The sequence below is a fragment of the Pseudomonas sp. NFR16 genome, assembly GCF_900108875.1.
Taxonomy (GTDB): domain Bacteria; phylum Pseudomonadota; class Gammaproteobacteria; order Pseudomonadales; family Pseudomonadaceae; genus Aquipseudomonas.
On record NZ_FNYJ01000002.1, the window covers coordinates 386,559 to 407,835 of the forward strand.

The 21,277-nt window shown below is 59.8% G+C and carries 18 protein-coding genes; 11 read left to right on the plus strand and 7 right to left on the minus strand.

What is annotated here, in order from left to right:
- Nucleotides 1-120 precede the first annotated feature (120 nt).
- A complete protein-coding gene (locus BMZ10_RS10465) occupies nucleotides 121-2,307 on the plus strand; it encodes a hypothetical protein (protein WP_093461075.1) in 2,187 nt (728 codons plus the stop codon).
- A gap of 506 nt (nucleotides 2,308-2,813) precedes the next feature.
- Here the strand turns inward: BMZ10_RS10465 and BMZ10_RS10470 are convergent.
- The gene (locus BMZ10_RS10470; protein WP_177182115.1) at nucleotides 2,814-3,122 is read right to left on the minus strand and encodes a DUF2288 domain-containing protein; all 309 of its coding nucleotides are present in this window, start codon (nucleotides 3,120-3,122) and stop codon (nucleotides 2,814-2,816) included.
- 328 nt (nucleotides 3,123-3,450) lie between these two features.
- Between BMZ10_RS10470 and BMZ10_RS10475 the strand changes: the two genes are divergently transcribed.
- From BMZ10_RS10475 to BMZ10_RS10495, 5 genes are all read left to right on the plus strand, one after another.
- Nucleotides 3,451-4,578: a branched-chain amino acid ABC transporter substrate-binding protein gene (locus tag BMZ10_RS10475; RefSeq protein ID WP_093461078.1), complete on the plus strand. Its 1,128-nt coding sequence runs from the start codon at nucleotides 3,451-3,453 to the stop codon at nucleotides 4,576-4,578.
- 215 nt (nucleotides 4,579-4,793) lie between these two features.
- Nucleotides 4,794-5,723 (plus strand): high-affinity branched-chain amino acid ABC transporter permease LivH, encoded by a 930-nt coding sequence (livH, locus tag BMZ10_RS10480; protein ID WP_093461082.1) that lies wholly within the window; start codon nucleotides 4,794-4,796, stop codon nucleotides 5,721-5,723.
- The gene (locus tag BMZ10_RS10485) at nucleotides 5,720-6,982 is read left to right on the plus strand and encodes a high-affinity branched-chain amino acid ABC transporter permease LivM (RefSeq protein ID WP_093461085.1); all 1,263 of its coding nucleotides are present in this window, start codon (nucleotides 5,720-5,722) and stop codon (nucleotides 6,980-6,982) included. Before livH ends, BMZ10_RS10485 begins: the two co-directional genes overlap by 4 nt.
- The gene (gene livG, locus BMZ10_RS10490) at nucleotides 6,982-7,749 is read left to right on the plus strand and encodes a high-affinity branched-chain amino acid ABC transporter ATP-binding protein LivG (RefSeq protein ID WP_093461088.1); all 768 of its coding nucleotides are present in this window, start codon (nucleotides 6,982-6,984) and stop codon (nucleotides 7,747-7,749) included. Before BMZ10_RS10485 ends, livG begins: the two co-directional genes overlap by 1 nt.
- Nucleotides 7,750-8,451 (plus strand): ABC transporter ATP-binding protein, encoded by a 702-nt coding sequence (locus BMZ10_RS10495; protein ID WP_093461091.1) that lies wholly within the window; start codon nucleotides 7,750-7,752, stop codon nucleotides 8,449-8,451.
- Between the two features lie 335 nt (nucleotides 8,452-8,786).
- Here BMZ10_RS10495 and BMZ10_RS10500 read toward each other — a convergent pair whose 3' ends face one another.
- On the minus strand, nucleotides 8,787-9,704 hold the full coding sequence (locus BMZ10_RS10500) for a LysR family transcriptional regulator (protein WP_093461094.1): 918 nt from the start codon (nucleotides 9,702-9,704) through the stop codon (nucleotides 8,787-8,789).
- 105 nt (nucleotides 9,705-9,809) lie between these two features.
- Here BMZ10_RS10500 and BMZ10_RS10505 point away from each other — a divergent pair, with 105 nt between their 5' ends.
- The 4 genes from BMZ10_RS10505 to nhaA all read left to right on the plus strand — a co-directional run bounded on the left by BMZ10_RS10505 (nucleotide 9,810) and on the right by nhaA (nucleotide 14,444).
- Entirely contained in the window at nucleotides 9,810-10,409 is a 600-nt protein-coding gene (locus BMZ10_RS10505) for a short chain dehydrogenase (RefSeq protein ID WP_093461097.1), read from the plus strand.
- Nucleotides 10,410-10,471: 62 nt separating this feature from the next.
- Nucleotides 10,472-11,152, plus strand: coding sequence for a COG3650 family protein (locus BMZ10_RS10510; RefSeq protein WP_093461099.1), 681 nt, complete (start codon nucleotides 10,472-10,474; stop codon nucleotides 11,150-11,152).
- Between the two features lie 170 nt (nucleotides 11,153-11,322).
- Entirely contained in the window at nucleotides 11,323-12,936 is a 1,614-nt protein-coding gene (locus tag BMZ10_RS10515; protein WP_093461102.1) for an NAD(P)/FAD-dependent oxidoreductase, read from the plus strand.
- A 314-nt stretch (nucleotides 12,937-13,250) separates the two neighbouring features.
- Nucleotides 13,251-14,444: a Na+/H+ antiporter NhaA gene (gene nhaA, locus BMZ10_RS10520; RefSeq protein ID WP_093461106.1), complete on the plus strand. Its 1,194-nt coding sequence runs from the start codon at nucleotides 13,251-13,253 to the stop codon at nucleotides 14,442-14,444.
- Nucleotides 14,445-14,544: 100 nt separating this feature from the next.
- On the opposite strand, the gene BMZ10_RS10525 is transcribed toward nhaA, so the two are convergent.
- The 5 genes from BMZ10_RS10525 to dinG form a co-directional block, all read right to left on the minus strand.
- Entirely contained in the window at nucleotides 14,545-15,009 is a 465-nt protein-coding gene (locus tag BMZ10_RS10525; RefSeq protein ID WP_093461110.1) for an outer membrane lipoprotein, read from the minus strand.
- A gap of 179 nt (nucleotides 15,010-15,188) precedes the next feature.
- Nucleotides 15,189-15,836 (minus strand): pyridoxamine 5'-phosphate oxidase, encoded by a 648-nt coding sequence (pdxH, locus tag BMZ10_RS10530; RefSeq protein WP_093461114.1) that lies wholly within the window; start codon nucleotides 15,834-15,836, stop codon nucleotides 15,189-15,191.
- 48 nt (nucleotides 15,837-15,884) lie between these two features.
- Complete coding sequence (locus tag BMZ10_RS10535; protein WP_093461119.1) at nucleotides 15,885-16,967, minus strand: OmpA family protein; 1,083 nt, start codon at nucleotides 16,965-16,967, stop codon at nucleotides 15,885-15,887.
- Nucleotides 16,968-17,118: 151 nt separating this feature from the next.
- Nucleotides 17,119-18,267: a serine hydrolase domain-containing protein gene (locus BMZ10_RS10540; protein ID WP_093461122.1), complete on the minus strand. Its 1,149-nt coding sequence runs from the start codon at nucleotides 18,265-18,267 to the stop codon at nucleotides 17,119-17,121.
- Between the two features lie 188 nt (nucleotides 18,268-18,455).
- Nucleotides 18,456-20,600, minus strand: a complete 2,145-nt coding sequence (gene dinG / locus BMZ10_RS10545; protein ID WP_093461125.1) for an ATP-dependent DNA helicase DinG — start codon at nucleotides 20,598-20,600, stop codon at nucleotides 18,456-18,458.
- A gap of 129 nt (nucleotides 20,601-20,729) precedes the next feature.
- Here dinG and BMZ10_RS10550 point away from each other — a divergent pair, with 129 nt between their 5' ends.
- Complete coding sequence (locus BMZ10_RS10550; RefSeq protein ID WP_093461128.1) at nucleotides 20,730-21,194, plus strand: CopD family protein; 465 nt, start codon at nucleotides 20,730-20,732, stop codon at nucleotides 21,192-21,194.
- The last annotated feature ends 83 nt before the right edge of the window (nucleotides 21,195-21,277 follow it).

Below are 21,277 nucleotides of genomic sequence, written 5' to 3' on the forward strand. Positions count from 1 at the left end.
CCTTACGCAGAGCTAGGGTTCGACCCTATCGCTCGTGGGCAATATCCCGCTGTACAGTCGGGTTTTCTTTTGATGATGGCGCGATGACATTTCGGCGTCATCCCACAGGCATGGCGTGCGATGACCAATAAAACCGAGGCAGCAGGCGCTGTATCCGAACTTCTGCAAAACGTACTCAGCGAACACAGCGTCGTGCCCCAGGGGCACTACCGACCTCAGCCAGCGCCTGCGCAGTCGTATCTGTATTTCACTGAAACCGACACCGACCGCATTCTCGATAACCTCGACGGCCTGCGGGATATGGTGTTTCCGCCCTCGATGCACTTCGAGGACACCGAAAACCGCAGCGATCAGCAGTTCCCCTCGGTCTGCCTGATCGGCCTGGGCCGTTGCGGCTCCAACATCGCACTGGATGTCGCGGAGCTGGTGTACAACGCCCGCAAGTTTTATCTGAACCAGCTGAACAACGATGACCGCCTGCGCGACGACAAGGGCTACAGCCCCGCGCGCTGGATTCGCAACAATTTGCGGCTGGTCCAGAACAAGTCGAGCAAACCGGTGTTCCTGGTCGAACCGCTGGTGATGCTGGGCGATCTGGACAAAGACATCGCCGGACGTATCCGTTTCTCGCGCAAGGGCGAGAAAAGCGGCTTCATCAAGGATTACAGCAAAATGAAGATCATGGACCTGTCCGAGGTCCACGCCGGTGGCGCCGGTAACGCGCCGATCCTGGGCCAGTATCTGGCCAAGATCATCCTGAACAAGGACACCGAGCACTTTTCCAGCGCCGACTGGAAACTGATCCACTCCTACCTGATCGACTCGTGTGGCATCAAAGCCAACCAGTCGCGGTTGTATTTCTACATCTTCAGCGCTGGCGGCGGTACAGGATCGGGCATGGCATCGGAGTTCGGCCTGGCCCAGCAGTTCTCGTACATGAACAAAACGTTCGACACCAAACCGGCCAGTGAAAACGATGGCAAACGCGGCCGCTCGTTTGTCTTCGAGCCTATTTTCACCAGCGGCATCTGCGTGCTGCCGAACATTTCCGACCACCGCAGCGAAATGTCAGAAGCCTTGCATATCAATGCCGGGCGTCTGCTGTGCAAGTATCTCGCTGAGGAATGGGACTTCTCGTACAACTTCGAGAACGAAGACAGCAGCGAAGCCAGTGTCATGGGTCGCATCCGCCCATGGAACGCAATGATGCTGATCTCCAATGACATCATGCGGTACGCGGAAGAAAGCGACGATGGCACCATCGAGAACATCGACGTCAACGCCATGGAGCGGCATGCCAACCAGTACATCTCACAGCAGATCTTCAACATTCTGACGGCTCAGGCGGTCACCACCGACTACGATCAGAATTACTTCCGCCGCGCGGGCATCGACATCGGTGAAACCATCCGCCTGGATGCCAACGATCTGTTCATGAGTCTGGCAGGGCCGGTTGCGATCGCCTACGCCGAATCGGTCGTCCCGGAAACCCCGTCCCAAGGTTCGGACAAGCTGAAGATCTTCGAGAAAGAGCCGCCAAGGCTGGACATCGACGACTTGTTCTTCCGCTCGATCGACCTGCCGCATTTCAACAAAATGACTCAGGCGATCGAGGGCATCAGCCTCTTGCCGATTGAGTCGCGCCGTTATCGCGCGGCACTTGAGCAGTACAAGGCATCGGGGTATGACGCCGCAGCGCTGCACGATCTGCATTTCTTCAAGAACTGCTCGTCGGTGGTGTCGATCGTCTCGCTGCCGAAGGACTACAAGCTGTCGTACATGGACCTTAACCGGCTCAAGACGCACCTCAACAGCCTGTTCCCCAACACTACGCTCAAGCGCTATGCGCTGGTGATCGGCGCCTCGGCGAACTTGTCGCTGACCACCCTGATCGCCAAAAGCCCGTGCCTGTCGGACGACTTCCTGACCCTGATCGTAGCCTTCATCAAACGCTGCTTTGCCAAACAGCCGTATCGCTTCGACGACACGCTGGACAACTCGATTCTGGACTTCATCATGAGCGACGAATTCGATGAGAACCGCATCGACGACTTGCTCAACGAATACGAAAACCCGGCGAAAATCCTCGACACCAACTGGTACGCAATCAAGCCGATGTACGAGAAGAAATACCGGGAGCTGATCGATGACAAGGAACGCTTTGTCTCGATAAACGACATCCGGATCTCTCGCGAGAGCGTGAAAAAAGCCGTCAAATACCTGCGCGAGATCTATCGTCACCGGATCGGCAAGACCCGGGTGATCTCGCTGAATCAGCACACGGGCAAGACGGGGTATTTGAATTGAAGGGTTTGGCTTAATATCGCCACATCGATGCCCTTCGGGCCTGATCGCGAGCAAGCTCACTCCTACAGAGATCTCCGGGTATTCCCGCACTCTCCGGGCACGCCCCACTCCCGTAGGAGCGCGCTTGCCCGTGAAGACTGAATTCCAGACGCTACATCTGCTTGGCATGCACCGGCATCTTCCCGGCTGAAGCCGGTCCTACAGACGCTGCAAGTAGGACCGGCTTCAGCCGGGAAGGCGTCGGGTATCACGCCGTTGATCGAAGGGGCGTTAAAGACAGTTGGCTCACTCCTGCATTCTCTGCAACGAACCACATTCTGATAGATCGAGGTTTGAGCTTTTAAAGGCTAGCAACTTGGTCTATCAGGCCATGGCACATTGCAACAAATGTAGGAGCAAGCTCGCTCGCGACAGGCCCGCCAGGGCATCAGAGTAACAATCCAGTGCCGACCCAAGGTTACCGACTTACCCACTTTGCCATCATGCAAAGCACCAAATCAGTGCGCTCAGCCCTGCGGCGCCCTTTCCTGAATCAACACCCAGGGTGCAACGACCACCGCCCACAACGCCGGATCACGCTCAAGCAGGTCCAGGGCCTTTGATTCAGAGACCTTGCCGACCTCTCCCGCTTCCAGCCAGGCTGCCACCTTTGCCTCGGCATTCTCGGCAAATGCCTGCGCCACGGCGATCAAATCCCGGGAGGGATCGACCCACAACAGGGCACCCTTGGCAAAGAATGGTTGCAATTCTTTCCACGTGATCGAAGCCGTTTCGCCAAGCAGCTTGGCATAGAGGGTGCTAGGTTCTTGCGTCATGGGTTTCACCGTATTGAAAATCGGCGTAATGATACCGCCGCCCTTCATGCGGACAAACCCGGATTCAAGTGATTGATTGCAGAGAACTTCGCTCAAGCCGATAGATTGAACGACCGGTCCGACTGATCGACCGGCTTGATTGTGTATCTTTCTTTCGATTAAGCGACATCAACAGGTTTTGCCCCCTGCAGCCAGCTTTTCAAGCGCTCGACCGGCGCTCTAAACTGTTCCGGTACAGTTGCCGGGGGTGTGGCCTGGAGAAATCAATCCGGTCCTGCAGCTTTTGGCCGTCAGGATTATAAAAACTACAACGCTAGAGTGGAGCATCATGACTAAGGGTATTAATCAGATTTCCAAGCTGTTTGCCGCACTGGTTCTGGCGGGGGTTGCCAGCCATTCGTTCGCAGCTGATACCATCAAGATCGGCATCGCCGGCCCTAAAACCGGCGCTGTTGCCCAATACGGCGACATGCAGTTCAGCGGTGCCAAGATGGCCATCGAACAGATCAACGCCAAAGGCGGCATCGACGGCAAGAAGCTTGAAGCCGTTGATTACGACGATGCGTGCGACCCTAAACAAGCGGTCGCGATCGCCAACAAAGTGGTCAACGACGGCGTGAAATTCGTGGTCGGCCACCTCTGCTCCAGCTCCACTCAGCCAGCGTCCGACATTTACGAAGACGAAGGCGTCATCATGGTGACCCCGGCTGCAACCAGCCCGGAAATCACCGCCCGTGGTTATAAAATGGTATTCCGCACCATCGGCCTGGACAGCGCTCAGGGCCCGGCCGCCGGCGAGTACATCGCCAAGCAGGTCAAGCCGAAAGTCGTTGCGGTCATCCACGACAAACAGCAGTACGGTGAAGGCATCGCCACCGCGGTCAAACAGACGCTGGAAAAAGACGGCGTGAAAGTCGCCCTGTTCGAAGGCATCAATGCCGGCGACAAGGACTTCTCCTCGCTGATCGCCAAAATGAAACAAGCCAACGTCGACTTCGTCTACTACGGCGGCTACCACCCTGAGCTGGGTCTGATCCTGCGCCAGGCACAGGAAAAAGGCCTGAAGGCCGGCTTCATGGGTCCGGAAGGCGTGGGTAACGCGTCCATCTCGCAAATCGCACAGGATGCATCCGAAGGTCTGCTGGTGACCCTGCCTAAGTCCTTCGATCAGGATCCTGCGAACCAGGCGCTGGTTGATGCCTTCAAAGCGAAGAAAGAAGACCCGAGCGGTCCGTTCGTGTTCCCGGCCTACGCCGCGGTTGAAGTAATTGCCGAAGCCATCAAGACCGCCAAGTCCGAAGACACCGCCAAAGTGGCTGCTGCCATCCACGCCGGTACCTTCAAGACCCCTACCGGCGATCTGTCTTTCGACGCCAAGGGTGACCTGAAAGACTTCAAATTCGTCGTTTACACCTGGCACAAAGATGGCACCAAGACTGAAGCGCCTGTGAAGTAATCGCACGCCTCATGTTGAACCCAGAGCCCACTGCAACCGCAGTGGGCTTTGTTTTACGAGGCCGACGGATTTCACAAGAGTCCCGACACCTGAACATCTTGAAACCGCACCAGTGAATCACTGGGCTCGTGCCGAACGCGGACGTAGATCACGACGCGCGAGCGGGAAAAAGACTTCACCAGTGAAACACCGAGAAGGTTTTTAGGAGCGCGGCAATGCCCGAGATAGATATCTATCATTTTTTCCAACAGCTGGTTAATGGCATGACCATTGGCAGCACTTATGCCCTGATCGCCATTGGCTACACGATGGTCTACGGCATCATCGGCATGATCAACTTCGCCCACGGCGAGGTGTACATGATCGGTTCGTACGTGGCGTTCATCGCCCTGGCGGGCCTGACCATGCTGGGTCTGGATAACCTTCCGCTGCTGATCACGGCGGCCTTCGTCGCCAGTATCGTGGTGACCAGTGCCTACGGTTACGCCATCGAGCGCGTCGCTTACCGTCCCTTGCGCGGCAGTAACCGTCTGATCCCTCTGATTTCCGCGATCGGCATGTCGATATTCCTGCAGAACACCGTGCTGTTGTCGCAGGATTCCAAAGACAAATCGATCCCGAACCTGATTCCCGGCAACTTCGTGTTCGGCAGCGCCAGCACCCATGAAGTCGTGATCTCGTACATGCAGATCCTGATTTTCGTCGTCACCGTGCTGGCGATGCTCGGTCTGACCTGGTTCATCTCGCGCTCGCGCCTTGGCCGCGCCTGCCGCGCCTGCGCCGAAGACATCAAGATGGCGAACCTGCTGGGTATCAATACCAACAACATCATCGCCCTGACGTTCGTCATCGGCGCAGCGCTGGCGGCGGTCGCAGCGGTACTGCTGAGCATGCAGTACGGCGTGATCAACCCCAACGCAGGTTTTCTGGTCGGCATCAAAGCCTTCACCGCAGCGGTTCTGGGCGGTATCGGCAGCATCCCGGGCGCGATGCTCGGTGGTCTGGTGCTGGGTGTGGCTGAAGCGTTTGGCGCCGATATCTTCGGCGATCAGTACAAGGATGTGGTGGCGTTCGGTCTTCTCGTATTGGTGTTGTTGTTCCGGCCAACCGGCCTGCTCGGCCGTCCGGAGGTTGAAAAAGTATGACCAGAAATCTCAAATCGGCCCTCTTCAGCGCAGTGCTGGTGCTGGCCGTCGCCTACCCGATCCTCGGGCTGAAACTGGACATCGTCGGGGTCAACCTCGCGGTCGTCGGGGCAAGCACCACCACAGTCCTGGTGATCTTCGCCGCCGCGTTGCTGATGTTCCTGCGCGTGCTGTTCAACGAGCAGATCAGCGCCATGTGGCGTTCGCGCCCGCAAAGGCAGCTGGTGTCGGACAAGGCCAGCAACTTCCTCACCCTGCCGTCGACGCAGCGCTGGTTTCTCGGCGCGATCGTCATTGCCGCACTGATCTGGCCATTCTTCGGTTCCCGCGGCGCGGTGGATATCGCCACCCTGATCCTGATCTACGTGATGCTGGGCCTGGGCCTGAACATCGTGGTCGGCCTGGCCGGCCTGCTGGACCTGGGTTATGTCGGCTTCTATGCCGTCGGCGCTTACACCTACGCCTTGCTGCAGCACTATTTCGGCTTTGGTTTCTGGATCTGTCTGCCACTGGCGGGCCTGGCGTCAGCGACGTTCGGTTTCCTGCTGGGCTTCCCGGTATTGCGCCTGCGCGGCGATTACCTGGCCATCGTGACGCTGGGCTTCGGTGAAATCATTCGCCTGTTCCTGCGTAATCTGACCGATGTCACCGGCGGCCCGAACGGCATCAGCAACATCGAAAAACCGACGTTGTTCGGCCTCACGTTCGAGCGCAAAGCGGCCGAGGGCATGCAGACCTTCCACGAATATTTCGGCCTGGAATACAATTCCATCAACAAGGTGATCTTCCTCTACCTGATCGCGCTGTTGCTGGCACTGTTGGCGCTGTTTGTGATCAACCGCCTGTTGCGCATGCCGATCGGTCGTGCGTGGGAAGCATTGCGCGAAGACGAAATCGCCTGCCGCGCGCTGGGCCTGAACCCGACCGTGATCAAGCTTTCCGCGTTCACGCTGGGCGCGGCATTTGCCGGTTTCGCCGGCAGCTTCTTCGCGGCGCGCCAAGGCTTGATCACCCCAGAATCGTTCACCTTCCTCGAGTCGGCGATCATTCTCGCAATCGTGGTTCTGGGTGGTATGGGCTCGCAGCTGGGCGTAATTCTGGCGGCAGTCGTGATGATCCTGTTGCCTGAACTGCTCCGCGAATTCAGTGAATACCGGATGCTCGGCTTCGGCGCCTTGATGGTGCTGATGATGATCTGGCGTCCTCAGGGCTTCCTGCCAATGCAGCGTCCCGTCATGAAACTCAAAGGGGAGCGCTGATGAGCCGTCCACTTCTGCAAGCCTCTGGCTTGAGCATGCGCTTTGGCGGCCTGTTGGCGGTCAACGGCGTGGGTCTGACTGTGCAAGAGAAACAGGTCGTGTCGATGATCGGCCCTAACGGCGCCGGCAAGACCACCGTTTTCAACTGCCTCACCGGTTTCTACAAACCGACGGCGGGCACGATCCTGCTGGACGGCGAGCCGATTCAAGGCCTGGCCGGTCACGAGATCGCGCGCAAAGGCGTGGTGCGCACCTTCCAGAACGTGCGTCTGTTCAAGGAAATGACCGCTGTCGAGAACCTGCTGGTGGCTCAGCATCGGCACCTGAACACCAACTTCCTGTCGGGCCTGTTCAAAACGCCGGCGTACCGCAAAAGCGAGCGCGAGGCCATGGAATACGCCGAGCACTGGCTCGAAGCGGTCGATCTGAAAGCGTTCGCCAACCGCCCGGCCGGCACGCTCGCCTACGGTCAGCAACGCCGGCTGGAGATCGCGCGCTGCATGATGACGCGCCCGCGTATCCTCATGCTCGACGAACCGGCAGCCGGTCTGAACCCCAAGGAAACCGAGGATCTGAAAGCACTGATCGGCGTGTTGCGCAACGAGCACAACGCCACGGTGTTGCTGATCGAGCACGACATGAAGCTGGTCATGAGCATTTCCGACCACATCGTGGTGATCAATCAGGGCACGCCTCTGGCGGATGGCACGCCCGAGCAGATCCGTGACAATCCTGAAGTGATCAAAGCCTACCTGGGGGAAGCGTAAATGCTGCAGTTCGACAACGTTTCCACCTTCTACGGCAAGATCCAGGCGCTGCACGGCGTCAGCATCGATGTTCAGCAGGGTGAGATCGTCACCCTGATCGGCGCCAACGGCGCGGGTAAATCCACGTTGCTGATGACCTTGTGCGGGTCGCCGCGTGCGCACAGCGGCAGCATTCGTTACATGGGCGAAGAACTGGTCGGCCTTGAGTCGTCGGTGATCATGCGCAAGAGCATCGCGGTGGTGCCGGAAGGCCGCCGCGTGTTTGCCCGCCTGACCGTCGAGGAAAACCTGGCCATGGGCGGTTTCTTCACGGACAAGGGCGATTATCAGGAGCAGATGGACAAGGTTCTGGCCCTGTTCCCACGCCTGAAAGAGCGCTTCCATCAGCGCGGCGGCACGATGTCCGGCGGCGAGCAGCAGATGCTCGCCATCGGCCGCGCGCTGATGAGCAAGCCCAAGCTGCTGTTGCTCGACGAACCGTCGCTGGGTCTGGCGCCGATCATCATTCAGCAGATTTTCGAAATCGTCGAACAGCTGCGGCGTGACGGCGTCACGGTGTTCCTGGTCGAGCAAAACGCCAACCAGGCCCTGAAAATCGCCGACCGCGCCTACGTTCTGGAGAACGGCCGGGTGGTAATGCAGGGTTCAGGGGCTGAGTTGCTGGTTGATCCGAAAGTGCGGGATGCGTATCTGGGGGGCTGATCCCCTGCCATCCGGCGTTCTGAAAAATATGGAAAGGCCCCTTTTGGGGCCTTTTTTTATTGGATTTCGGATTGCGGGCAAGCGCGCTTTCTTCTGGCAGAATCAGCACCATCGGATCCACGCAGGGCCACTATTACAGAAGGTGTAGGAGCGTGGCTTGTCCCGCGATCTGCCGGGGACCGGCAGCCAATCCTGTGAATGCGGTTTGCCTGATACTCCGAGGTGACCGGTTTTGCGACTGCTGCGCAGCCGATCGCGGGACAAGCCACGCTCCTACCATTTCGGGTAGGGGCAACGAAGAGGTGAGCCCGAAAACGGCACCGGCGGCCGCTGTTTTAAACGTGACCCAGTCGTTCCAACGCCGCCGTACTCCGCTCGAACCACTGCGTCAGGTAGTCCGCCATCACCTGAATCCTTCTTGGCAGATGCCCTTCAAACGGATGCACCAGATACAGTGACGAAACGGGCGTCTGATAGTCGCGCAGCAGCCAGATCAGCCGGCCGTCACTGAGCTCATCGTGGACCATATAGGACGGCAGCCTGGCAATACCGGCGCCGACCAACGCAGCCTTTTTCAACAGACCATAGTGATTGCTGGCAAACGTGCCTCGCACGTTCACCCGGGTCAGTTCGTGGTTCTGGTGATACGCCCACGTTTCGCGCCCCGCGTAATGACTGTTGAGCAGGCAACGATGCACACGCAGTTCGTCTGGCGACTGCGGCGTGCCGCGTTCGGCCAGGTATTCAGGGCTGGCGCAGGTGAGTTCCTGCAAGGACAACAGCGGTTTGGCCACCAGCCGCTCATCTATTCCTACGCTGGAGCGGATGCCCAGGTCGAACCCGTCACGGCGCATGTCGCGAAACTGATTGTTCAGATCCAGTTCCACCTGCACGTCCGGATAAGTCTTGGCGAACTCACCCAGCAGCCCCTCGAAAAACGTTTCGCCCAACGAAACCGGAACCGTCAGGCGCACGGTCCCCATCAGACTCTCGCTGAGGTATGCCATGGCATCGCGCACCCGGTCACGCTGCGCCAGCAACGCCCGCGCCTCAGGCAGCAAGATGGCGCCGGCTGACGTCAGCGTGAGACTGCGCGTGGTGCGGTGCAGCAACGTCACGCCGTAGCTTTTCTCCAGTTTGCTGATGCGCTTGGACAGTTGGCTGGTACTGGTGTCCAGCCATTGCGCGGCCAACGTGAAGCTATTGGCCTCAACCAGCATCGCGAACGCTGCCAGGTCGTCCATTTCGCTCATGATTGTTTCCTTTTTCGCAAACCGGGGTTGCCGTTCAGGCCATTTATCGGTGGGAAAACGCGACTCACACTGTGCACCTGATCCTCTGAACGGAAAAACTGCATCGTGAAAATTTTACTGATTGGCGCTGGCGGGACCATCGGCTCAGCCATCGAGAAAGAACTGGCGCCGCGCCACGACATCGTCCGCATCGGCAGAACCAGTGGGGATGAGCACGTCGATATTAGTGACAGCGCATCGATTCGCAAACTATTCGAACGGACAGGTTCTTTCGATGCTCTGATCTGTGCGGCGGGCAATGTCACCTTCGCACCGCTCGCTGAAATGACGGAGGACGCCTTTGCGCTGGGGCTTCGCGACAAGCTGATGGGCCAGGTCAATCTGCTGCTGATCGGCCGCGAGTTCGCCAACGACGGGGCCTCATTCACCTTCACCACAGGCGTTCTGAGCCACGACCCGATCGCCAAAGGCGCGTCGGCGAGCCTGGTCAATGGTGCAATCGACGCATTCGTGCGGGCGGCCGCCATCGAGTTGCCGCGTGGCATGCGGGTCAATTCCGTAAGCCCGACCGTGCTGGTGGAGGCCATGGGCAGCTACGCGCCGTACTTCCGCGGTTACAAGCCGGTTCCCGCTACCGATGTCGCGCTGGCCTACGCAAAAAGCGTCGAGGGGCTTCAGACCGGCCAGACCTATCACGTCGGTTAATCGCCACTTGTGATGAACGGGAAGCCTGAGTAACGTGGCGGCACTTGTCTGGAGACCGCCACATGTTCGCTGCTCGTTCCGTCCTCATGTTCGCCCTGCTGCCCCTGTTCGCCGGGTGCCAGTTGCTGCCTTCGCAATCCGCCGACAACAAGGTTTCCACCGCCGGCATGATCCGCATGCAAGGCATCCTCAGCGGTGACAGCGGCAAACTGTATTTCTCGCCCTGCAATGAACAGCGACGCTACGCGGTGACTGACAAAGGCAACACCGGCATCCTGCAGGAAGCTGCGTCGGTGGTGGACAAGAACGGCATGGCATTCGCCGACGTGCGCGGTAATTTCGTCGCCAGCAAAGCTCAAGGCAGCGACGGTCAGGCCGACGTCTTCCAGTTGTACCGCGCCGAACGTCCCAGCGGCGCCTGTGAAGATCCCAACTTCAAGCGCCTGACCATCCATGCCGGCGGCAACGGCCCGAAATGGAGCCTGAACGCCAGCGGCAAGGGTCTGGTCCTCGAACGCCAGGGCATGGAGCCGTTCGCTGTTCCCTACATGGAGGAGCAGATGCCCGAAGGCCGCTTCAACCTGATCACCGACGCCAACGACCAGCACGTCGAGCTGTACGTCGCCCCCCAGCGTTGCGTCGATCCAGTCAACGGTTCGGTGCAGCATCTGACCGCCGAGTTGCGGGTCAACGGTCAGGTGCAGCGTGGGTGTGCGTACTTCGGGGCGATGCGAAACGATTGATCGCCTTGCGCGCGTCGAGCGCAATAATTGAAGGTTGTGCGCTGACTCGATGATCGACACCTGTCTGTGGATCGTCGCTCCGGCCAACGCTCGACGTCCAATCTGTCTTATAATCGCCGGTTCTTGTAGCGCTGCCGGGCCGATCCTGCGGCCCGAAACCGGACCTCTCAATGTTACGAATCACCGAACTCAAACTGCCGCTGGATCACGCGGACGACGAGCTGCGCGCCGCGCTCCTGCAGCGCCTGGCCATCGGCAGCGACGAACTGCTGGATTTCACCCTGTTCAAGCGCAGCTATGACGCGCGCAAGAAATCCACCGAGTTGCAGTTCATTTACACCATCGACTTCCAGGTGCGCGACGAAGCTGCGTTGCTCAAACGCCTGAGCCACGACAAGCATATCGGTCCTGCACCTGACGTCAGCTACAAAGTGGTGGGCCATGCCCCTGCCGGTCTGACCGAGCGTCCGCTGGTTGTGGGCTTCGGCCCATGCGGCATTTTCGCAGGTCTGCTGCTCGCGCAGATGGGCTTCAAGCCGATCATTCTCGAACGTGGCAAGGAAGTTCGTCAGCGCACCAAGGACACGTGGGGCCTGTGGCGTAAGAACGTGCTCAATCCCGAGTCCAACGTGCAGTTCGGCGAAGGCGGCGCGGGCACGTTCTCGGACGGCAAACTGTACAGCCAGATCAAAGACCCGAAATTCCACGGCCGCAAAGTGCTGCACGAGTTCGTCAAAGCCGGCGCGCCCGAGGAAATCCTCTACGTCAGCAAACCGCACATCGGTACGTTTCGCCTGACCGGCGTGGTGGAAAACATGCGCCAGCAGATTGAAGCGCTGGGCGGCGAAGTGCGCTTTCAGCAGCGCGTCACTGATGTGCTGATCGAAGACGGTCAGATGCTGGGCGTGCAGTTGGACAGCGGCGAACGCATCGCATCGCGCCACGTCATCCTCGCCCTCGGCCACAGCGCCCGCGATACCTTCCGCATGCTTCACGGCCGCGGCGTGTACATGGAGGCCAAGCCGTTCTCGGTCGGTTTCCGCATTGAACACCCTCAGGGCCTGATCGATCGCGCGCGCCTGGGCAAATACGCCGGTCACCCGAAACTGGGCGCCGCCGATTACAAACTGGTGCACCACGCACGCAATGGACGCTCGGTCTACAGCTTCTGCATGTGCCCCGGCGGAACTGTCGTCGCCGCAACGTCGGAGCCCAACCGCGTCGTCACGAATGGCATGAGCCAGTACTCACGCAACGAACGCAATGCCAACTCCGGCATCGTCGTCGGCATCACGCCCGAAGAAGATTATCCGGGCAGCCCGCTGGCGGGAATCGAACTGCAAGAGCGTCTGGAATCACACGCCTACATCATGGGCGGCGAAAACTACGAAGCCCCTGCTCAACTGGTCGGCGATTTCATCGCTGGCAAGGCGTCGACTTCACTGGGAGAAGTAGAACCTTCCTACAAACCAGGCGTGAAGCTGACCGACCTCGCCGACGCCCTGCCCGCGTTCGCGATTGAGGCCATTCGTGAAGCGTTGCCGGCGTTCGACAAGCAGATCAAAGGCTTCTCGCAACCCGACGCCGTGCTCACCGGCATTGAAACCCGTACCTCTTCACCGCTGCGGATTACCCGCGGTGCCGACATGCAGAGCCTGAACGTGAAGGGCCTGTACCCGGCAGGTGAAGGCGCCGGGTATGCAGGCGGGATCATGTCCGCGGGCGTCGACGGCATTCGCATTGCCGAAGCCCTAGCGAAGGGCATGTTGGGTATCGTCGCCTGATCCAACAAAAGCGATGCTCCCGGTGGGAGCGAATTCGTGAGCGAATGGCCGGTGCATCCAACTCTGTTTTCTTGAGTCATATCCACCGTCGTCAACGAGTCCGCTCCCACAGTCGTTTCTTTTTCAGATTAGTAACAATTCCTACAAGGCACGCGGCATAAGCCCTGTAGCACTTTGTAACTTATCTTAATATCCACTTGTATACAGAACACACATCGATTTTTAATAACCAAATCGAATATAACTTTTGTTTTCAGAAATAAGAACTGAGGTTAGGGTGTCACTCCTTTTGCGCATGTCCATGGAGCGTGACCTTGCCCGTTCGCAATACTTTCAGACGTTTCTTCCAATTGGAGGCTGCCGGCGGATTACTGCTGATTGCAGCAGCAGCGCTCGCGCTCATCATCAACAACTCCCCTCTGTCCTGGCTCTATAACGGCCTGCTGGACGTCCCCGTCGTGGCGCAGATTGGCGCCCTCAAGATCGCCAAACCGCTGCTCCTGTGGATAAACGATGGCCTCATGGCGTTGTTCTTTCTGCTGATCGGGCTGGAGGTCAAACGCGAGGTGCTTCAAGGGCATTTGTCCCATCCTTCGCAGATCGTGCTTCCCGGTGCCGCGGCACTCGGCGGCATGGTGGTTCCCGCCCTGATCTATTGGGCGCTGAACAAAGACAACCCTGATGCCCTGTCCGGCTGGGCCATTCCGATGGCGACCGACATCGCGTTTGCGCTCGGCGTTCTGGCGCTGCTCGGCAAGCGCGTCCCGGTGTCACTGAAGCTGTTCCTGATGACCTTGGCCATCATCGACGACCTGGGCGCGATCATGGTCATTGCGTTGTTCTATTCCGCTGAGCTATCGGGCCTCGCGCTGGGCCTGGCTGCAACGTCTATCGGCGCACTGATCATGATGAATCGTCTGGGCGTCATCAGGCCTGCGCCGTATCTGCTGGTCGGGCTGGTGTTGTGGGTGTGCGTCCTCAAAAGCGGCGTACACGCTACCTTGGCGGGCGTGGTCCTGGCCTTCTGCATCCCGCTGAGGACACAGCGCGAAGCGCCCTCGCCGCTGCAGCAAATCGAACACGGGCTCCATCCGTGGGTGGCGTTCGCCATCCTTCCGCTGTTCGCGTTCGCCAATGCGGGCGTGTCGCTGAGCGGTATGTCCCTCGAAAGCTTCACCCATCACGTGCCGATGGGTATCGCCCTGGGCCTGCTGCTGGGCAAAACCCTCGGCGTGTTCGGCCTGACCTGGCTGGCAATCAGGACCGGCATGGCGGCGTTGCCAACGGGCGCCAACTGGGGCCAGGTGCTGGGCGTGTCGATACTGTGCGGAATCGGTTTCACGATGAGCCTGTTTGTGGGCTCACTGGCGTTCGTGCCGGGGCAAAGTATCTTCGCTGGCATGGACCGCATGGGGATTCTGACGGGTTCGATACTCGCGGCGCTGATTGGCTACGGCATCACCGCGATTGCCAGCCGCAAGGCTGTCGATTCAGCGTCTGCACCGTGATCTGAAGAATGAACATGGCAAACAAAAACGCCCCGGATCAACCGGGGCGTTTTGTGTAAGCAAGTATTGCGGAACCCTTGCTCGGCGTTTCAAACGTCGCTTAGTGCGTCACACGACTCGTGCCATTCACGGTCATGATGCGCACACGTTCGCCAACACGGAAGATTTCGTTTTCCTGTACTTCCTGAACGTATGCACGCATGGTGCCGTCATCTTCGCGCACGGTGATTTCCACACCTTGGGCACGGGTCAGGCCACCTTCAGCCGCAGAACCCAGCAGACCACCGGCAACCGCACCGATCACCGCTGTCACGATGCTGCCGCGACCGCCACCGATTGCGCTACCGCCAACGCCGCCGACGATTGCACCGGCGCCTGCGCCGATCGGAGTCTTGGTGCCTTCAATCTTCACAGGACGCAACGATTCGATGGTACCCAGGCGCACGGTCTGCACTTGGCGAGCTTCATCGCGCGAGTACGAGTCGCCAGTCAGGCTCGATGTGCAGCCGCCCAGCGTCAGCGCCATGGCGGTGAACGAAGCGACCAACAGAACAGACTTACGCATAAACTTTATCTCCGAAGGAACAGGTAGCCATTAGACTCCGCGACGCCAACCGATGTCACGGTCCTGTACCGATAATTTACGTTTATTCAGGCGCGATACAGCAAGCCGCCGGCGTCTACTTTTATGGACGACGGCGTGCTGGATAGATTCAAAGATTCGTGTGATTTGCCGCCGGAGCGTCAGGGCGCCAGACGTTCACGTTGCCAGAGATCATCGATCAGGCGGTAGTTCAGACGGTCATGCAGACGGCTGGGACGTCCCTGCCAGAATTCGATGCGATCCGGGACCAGTCGGTAGCCGCCCCAATGATCCGGACAGGTGGGCTGAGTATCGCTGAAGCGCTCTTCGGTGGCCTTGAGCAGACCTTCAAGCGCCTCGCGGCTGGCAATGACCTGGCTCTGTGGAGACGCCCAGGCACCAAGCCGGCTGCCCAGCGGGCGGACCTGAAAATAAGCGTCGGACTCTTGGTGAGTGACCTTGGCGACACGCCCTTCGATCCGCACCTGGCGCTCGAGGGTCGGCCAGAAGAACGTCATGGCCGCAAAAGGCTGCGCAGCGATTTGCTGCCCTTTGGCACTGAGGTAATTGCTGAAGAAGGTGAAGCCTTGCGCATCGAGCCCTTTGAGCAGCAAGACGCGGCAGTGAGGGCGACCGTCGGCATCGACGGTCGCCAGCGTCATGGCGTTGGCTTCAACCGGCGCCTGTTCGGTCTTCACCGCTTCGTCGAACCACTGGCGAAACAGCGCGAACGGCTCATCCGGCGCCTGGGCTTCGGTCAAACCCTCGCGGGCATAGTTACGACGCATATCGGCCAGACTCTGGCTCATCACTGCCTTCCTTAATCGAAATCCATGAGCGGGACGCCGATATTAACCTCAGTTGTTGCTGGCTTGGGCATCCGCAGCGGGTTTCTTGGCCGCAGCCTTGGCTGGAGCGGCTTTGGCCTTGGTTGGCGCGGCTTTCTTCACGGCTGCTTTTTTAGCAGCGGGCGCCTTGGCGGTGGCAGCTTTTTTCGCCGGAGTTGCAGCCTTGGCCGGTGCTGCTGGCGCAGGTGCCGGGGCAGGCGCAGGCTTGGCGTTCTGCACCGCGACCAAGGTCGGCGCCGGAGGCAGGTTGTATTTGGCCATCAGCGCAACCATGGTGTCCTGCGGCGTCATGATGATCTCCACACGACGGTTGAGCGCACGACCGGTTGCGCTGTCGCTCGCCGCTCGCGGCATCACGGCACCCATGCCACGCAGGTTCAGGCGATTACGCTCCAGCCCGCTGAGGCGGAAAATGGCGGCAACCGATTGCGCGCGTTGCTGGCTGATTTTCAGGTTGGTGTCGCTGGCGACGTCGCTGTGACCCAGCACCAGAATGGCGGTCTTTTGGTCACCCTCAACGACTTTGGCCATGCGGGTGATCGGGCCCAGATTGACGGGAAGCAGCATCTCGGGACGGTCCGGGTTGAAGGTGCTGTCCACGGGCGCGGTCACGACCAGAACGTCTTCGCGGCGCTCGAGTTCGAATTTGCTGTCCTTGATCGCGTCACGCACGCGTGGCTCATACTGGTCCAGCCAGGCCTGAGTGACCTTCGGATCGACCTTGGGAATGGCAGGCGTCGCATCTTTTTTTGCTTCGCTGCCGCCGAACGGCCACCACCACTTGCTGCCATCATCGGCCTTCGCCACCGCTGGCTTTTCAGCGGGTTGAGTCGCGGCCAGCTCGGGCTTCTTCTCAGTGGTGCCATGGTCAGAGCCGAATGGCCAGTACCAATGCGTGCCGCTTTCAGCTTCCGTCTTGGCAACCTCGGCGGCGACCGGGCTGGCGGCCGGTTTGACTGACGCGGCATCGGTGCCCTTGCCTGAGCCGAACGACCACCAGTGGCCATTGCTGGCCGATTGATCCTGAGGAGTTTGCGCACAGCCGGTGACGGCGATGCACAGCGCGAATGCGAGAGATTTATTGGCAGACATGGGTGACCCACACAAATAATTGATCAGAAAATGAACGAAGCAGCGCCCATATAACACGCATAAACCCCGTTTTGGAAAAGGAAACCGCCCTACGGTTCGAATATGAGCGGTTTAACTGACAGTCGGTATAACAAGCACTTATCAGCGATAGTTATTGCAAACACTCACCAAGGACACGCACCAGGCGCTGAGCGCGGGGATCCATCAGCACATACGGCCCCAACGTGTTGGTGACGAATCCGAACGCGACATCGCGCTCCGGATCGGCGAAGCCGACCGAGCCTCCTGCCCCGGGATGTCCGAAGGATTTGCCACCCAGTCCGAACGTAGCGTTAGGCACCGACGGCTGATCCAGCATGCAGCCCAGGCCGAAGCGCGTCTGGGTCAACAAAGTCTTGTCCTGGCCGACGCTGTGCTCGCGCGTCAGCTCGTTGAGCAACTCCGCTTCCAGCAGGCTGCCGTCGAGCAGTGCGCTGTAGAAGCCCGCCAGGCTGCGGGCGTTGCCATGACCGTTCGCCGCGGGCTGCTGCATGCGGCGCCACTCCGGTTTGTTGGTGCTGGTCATGATCGAAGGAGGATTGGTGAACGCTCGCGCAGTCATCGAAGCAGGTTCGCGCATGGTGGTCTGCACCAGTCGCTGCGCAGCTTCATCCCCCATATTGCCCTTGCCGCGAGCGATGTGAGCAACACGATGAAATTCCGCGTCGGGCAATCCGACATGGAAATCCAGGCCCAGCGGCTTCGAGATCCGCGCCGCGATGGCGTCCCCCGGCCCTCGGCCATCGGCGCGGCGGATCATTTCCCCCACCAGCCAGCCATACGTGATTGCGGCGTATCCATGTCCTTGGCCCGGCGTCCACCAAGGCTCTTCGGCAGCCAGCGCACGGGTCATTGCGTCCCAGTCATAGAGCGCCTCGGCCGGAAGCATCTCGCGAATCGCCGGCAACCCGGCCTGATGACACAGCAGTTGACGCAGCGTAACGGCCTGCTTGCCGGCCGCACCAAACTCCGGCCATAGCCGCGAGACAGGCTCGTCGAGTTTCAACTTGCCCTCTCCCACCAACTGCAATGCGGTGACAGCAGTAAAGGTTTTGGTGCAGGAAAACAGGTTGGCGATGGTGTCGCTGTGCCAGACTTCGGCGCCGTCCTTGTCGGCGGTGCCGGCCCACAGGTCCAGCACGGTGTTTCCGCCGATCTGCACGCACAACGCCGCGCCGCGCTCTTGCTGATCGTCGAACAGCGCCGCGAATGCCTCGCGGACGGCCTCGAATTGAAGCTCGAAATGACCTTGAATCTGCACGGTTTCGCTCTCCGATCAGGGGCTTCACAAAATGCCGTGCATTGTTCCAGCGATCAGCGGATTTGGGAACCGCAACACAGCGTCGGACGCAGTCTGACGCTTGAAAGGCATCCGTCGGACAACCAGGTGTGCGGTCGCCGGGCAGAGCGGGTTAAGACCTGACCCGCTGCGTTCATGCCCCAGATGCGTCAGGAAATTTCGCGGCGAAACGGAGGAAGCGCGTTGAGAATAGCTTTGCCGTAACGCTGAGTGACCACACGGCGATCCAGCAGCGTGATGATGCCACGGTCTTTTTCGGTGCGCAGAAGACGGCCGCACGCCTGGATAAGGCGCAAGGACGCATCGGGCACGGCGATTTCCATGAACGGGTTGCCGCCGCGCGCTTCGATCCACTCAGCCAGTGCCGCTTCGACAGGATCGTCGGGCACGGCGAACGGGATTTTGGCAATCACCACGTGCTCGCAATAATCGCCCGGCAGGTCGACGCCTTCAGCGAAGCTGGCAAGGCCGAAAAGCACGCTTTCATCGCCGCCGTCGACCCGAGCCTTGTGCTTGTTCAGCGTTTCCTGCTTGGAGAGGTTGCCCTGAATGAACACCCGCTTGCGCCAGTCCCGCTCGAGCCCGTCGAACACTTCCTGCATCTGCTTGCGTGAGGAGAACAGCACCAGCGTGCCTTTCGAGCCCTCCACCAGATCGGGCAGTTCACGAATGATCGCCGCAGTGTGTTCGGCAGCGTTGCGCGGATCGGCCTTGAGATCCGGCACCCGCAGCACGCCCGCATCGGCATGATGGAACGGGCTTGGCACCACGGCGGTGACCGCGTCCTTGGGCAGACCGGCGCGCATGCGGAACCGATCGAACTTGCCAAGCGCCGTCAGCGTTGCCGACGTCACCAGGGCGCCGTATGCCACGTTCCACAGGTTGCGACGCAACATTTCGGCGGCAAGGATCGGGCTGGCGTTGACTTCGATGTCGAACAGCGACCCGCTCTCGGCCAGCGTCAGCCAACGCGCCATCGGCGGGCTGTTCTGAGGGTCCTCGGCGGTGAACGCCGTCCACAATTCCCAGTTGCCATGGGCCCGGGCCAGCAGGCTACCGAAGAGCGGATACCACTCTTCGGCCTGATGGCTGGCGATACCGATGTTGGATTCGCCGTCCATGCCCTCTTTGAGCAGGTCGGTCAGGCGCGTAAACAGGTCGTCCAGCCGCGCGAAACCCTTTTTCAGTTCGATGCCCATCTCGCGCATGTGCTCAGGCACCACGCCGCCGACGAAGCGATGGCGAGGACGTTCGCGGCCTTCCATGTCTTCGCCGGCCTTGAAGTCGGCCAGTTGTTCGCAGGCCGTGAACATGAATTGCTGGTGAGTCTTGATCTCCCGCGCCAGTTCCGGGACTTGCTCGATCAGCTTGCCCAGATCACCGGGCAGCGGGTGCTGGGCCAGCAGTTTGGTGAGGTTCTTCGCGGTCTGTTCCAGCCAGTCAGCCGTGGAACGCAGACGGCTGAAGTGAGCGAAATGGCCGATGGCCTTGTCCGGCAAATGGTGCCCTTCGTCGAACACGTAGAGCGTGTCGCGAGGATCCGGCAAGACAGCGCCGCCGCCCAGCGCCAGGTCAGCCAGCACCATGTCATGGTTGGTGACGATGACATCGACTTTGCCCATGCCTTCGCGCGCCTTGTAGAAAGCGCACTGCTGGAAATTCGGGCAATGACGATTGGTGCACTGGCTGTGATCGGTGGTCAGGCGGGCCCAGTCCTGATCGGCCAGTTCCTGGGGCCAGCTGTCGCGGTCGCCGTCCCACTTGTTGCCGGCCAGTTTTTCGATCATGGTCGTGAAAAGCTTCTGGCTCGCTTCATCGACCTCGATCTTGAAGCCTTCCTCTTCGAACAACTGAGCCGTAGCGCTTTGCGCGTTGCCCTCTTGCAAGAGCATGTCGAGCTTGGACAGGCACATGTAACGGCCACGCCCCTTCGCCAATGCGAAGGTGAAGCTCAAGCCACTGTTGCGCATCAGGTCAGGAAGGTCCTTGTGAACGATCTGTTCCTGCAGCGCGACCGTTGCGGTGGCGATGACCAGGCGCTTGCCCGCAGCCTTGGCCGTGGGAATCGCGGCGATGGCGTAAGCGACCGTTTTCCCCGTACCCGTCCCCGCCTCGACCGCCACCACAGCCGGATCGCCCGAACGCCGGCCTTCCTCGTCGGTGTCCACGTCGCCCAGCACCTTGGCCACTTCGGCGATCATCAAACGCTGGCCGTAACGGGGTTTGAGGCTCTTGGCTTCGAGGAAACGCGAATAGGCGCCCTGAATCTGGGATTTGAGTTCGGTGCTGATCATTGGCTGGGTCGTTGGCTCGGCGTCACGGGTGCTGAATAAGAACACAAAAAAACTGCTGGATATATTTCCAGTTCCTGGAGGGCGGCTATCATACCGCGCTAATGCTTTCTGCGCAGATCGGAGTTCTTGATGTCACTTGTAGCCTTTGTCTACGCCATGCATGTGCTGGCGGCTGTTCTGTGGGTAGGAGGAATGTTTTTCGCCTGGATGATTCTTCGACCAGCGGTCATCGCCGCCCTTGAGGGCCCGGCACGTCTGAAGCTGTGGGTGCAAGTATTTCCGCGCTTCTTTATCTGGGTATGGGGGGCCGTGATCCTGCTGCCGGTCACCGGTATCGGCATGATCAACATCAATTTCAGCGGCCTGCAGACCGCGCCCCGCTACGTGCAGGTAATGATCGGGCTGTACGTTGTGATGGTGGCGCTGTTTCTGCGGATTTCGACCCTTAACCTGCCAGAGCTGCGAAAGGCCGTGGCTGCCGAACGGTGGCCGGATGGCGCCGCGGCGCTGGGCAAGATCCGGCGTCTGGTGGGAATCAATCTGCTGGTCGGGATCGCCGTCATCGCCATTGCGGCGGCACGTCCCGGGTTTTAACCAGACGCAAGGCCGTCGGCAAGAAAGTGCACATGTGTGTTCAAAAGCCGCTGCTGACGCGCAGCGGCCCGTTCGCGAGGCCC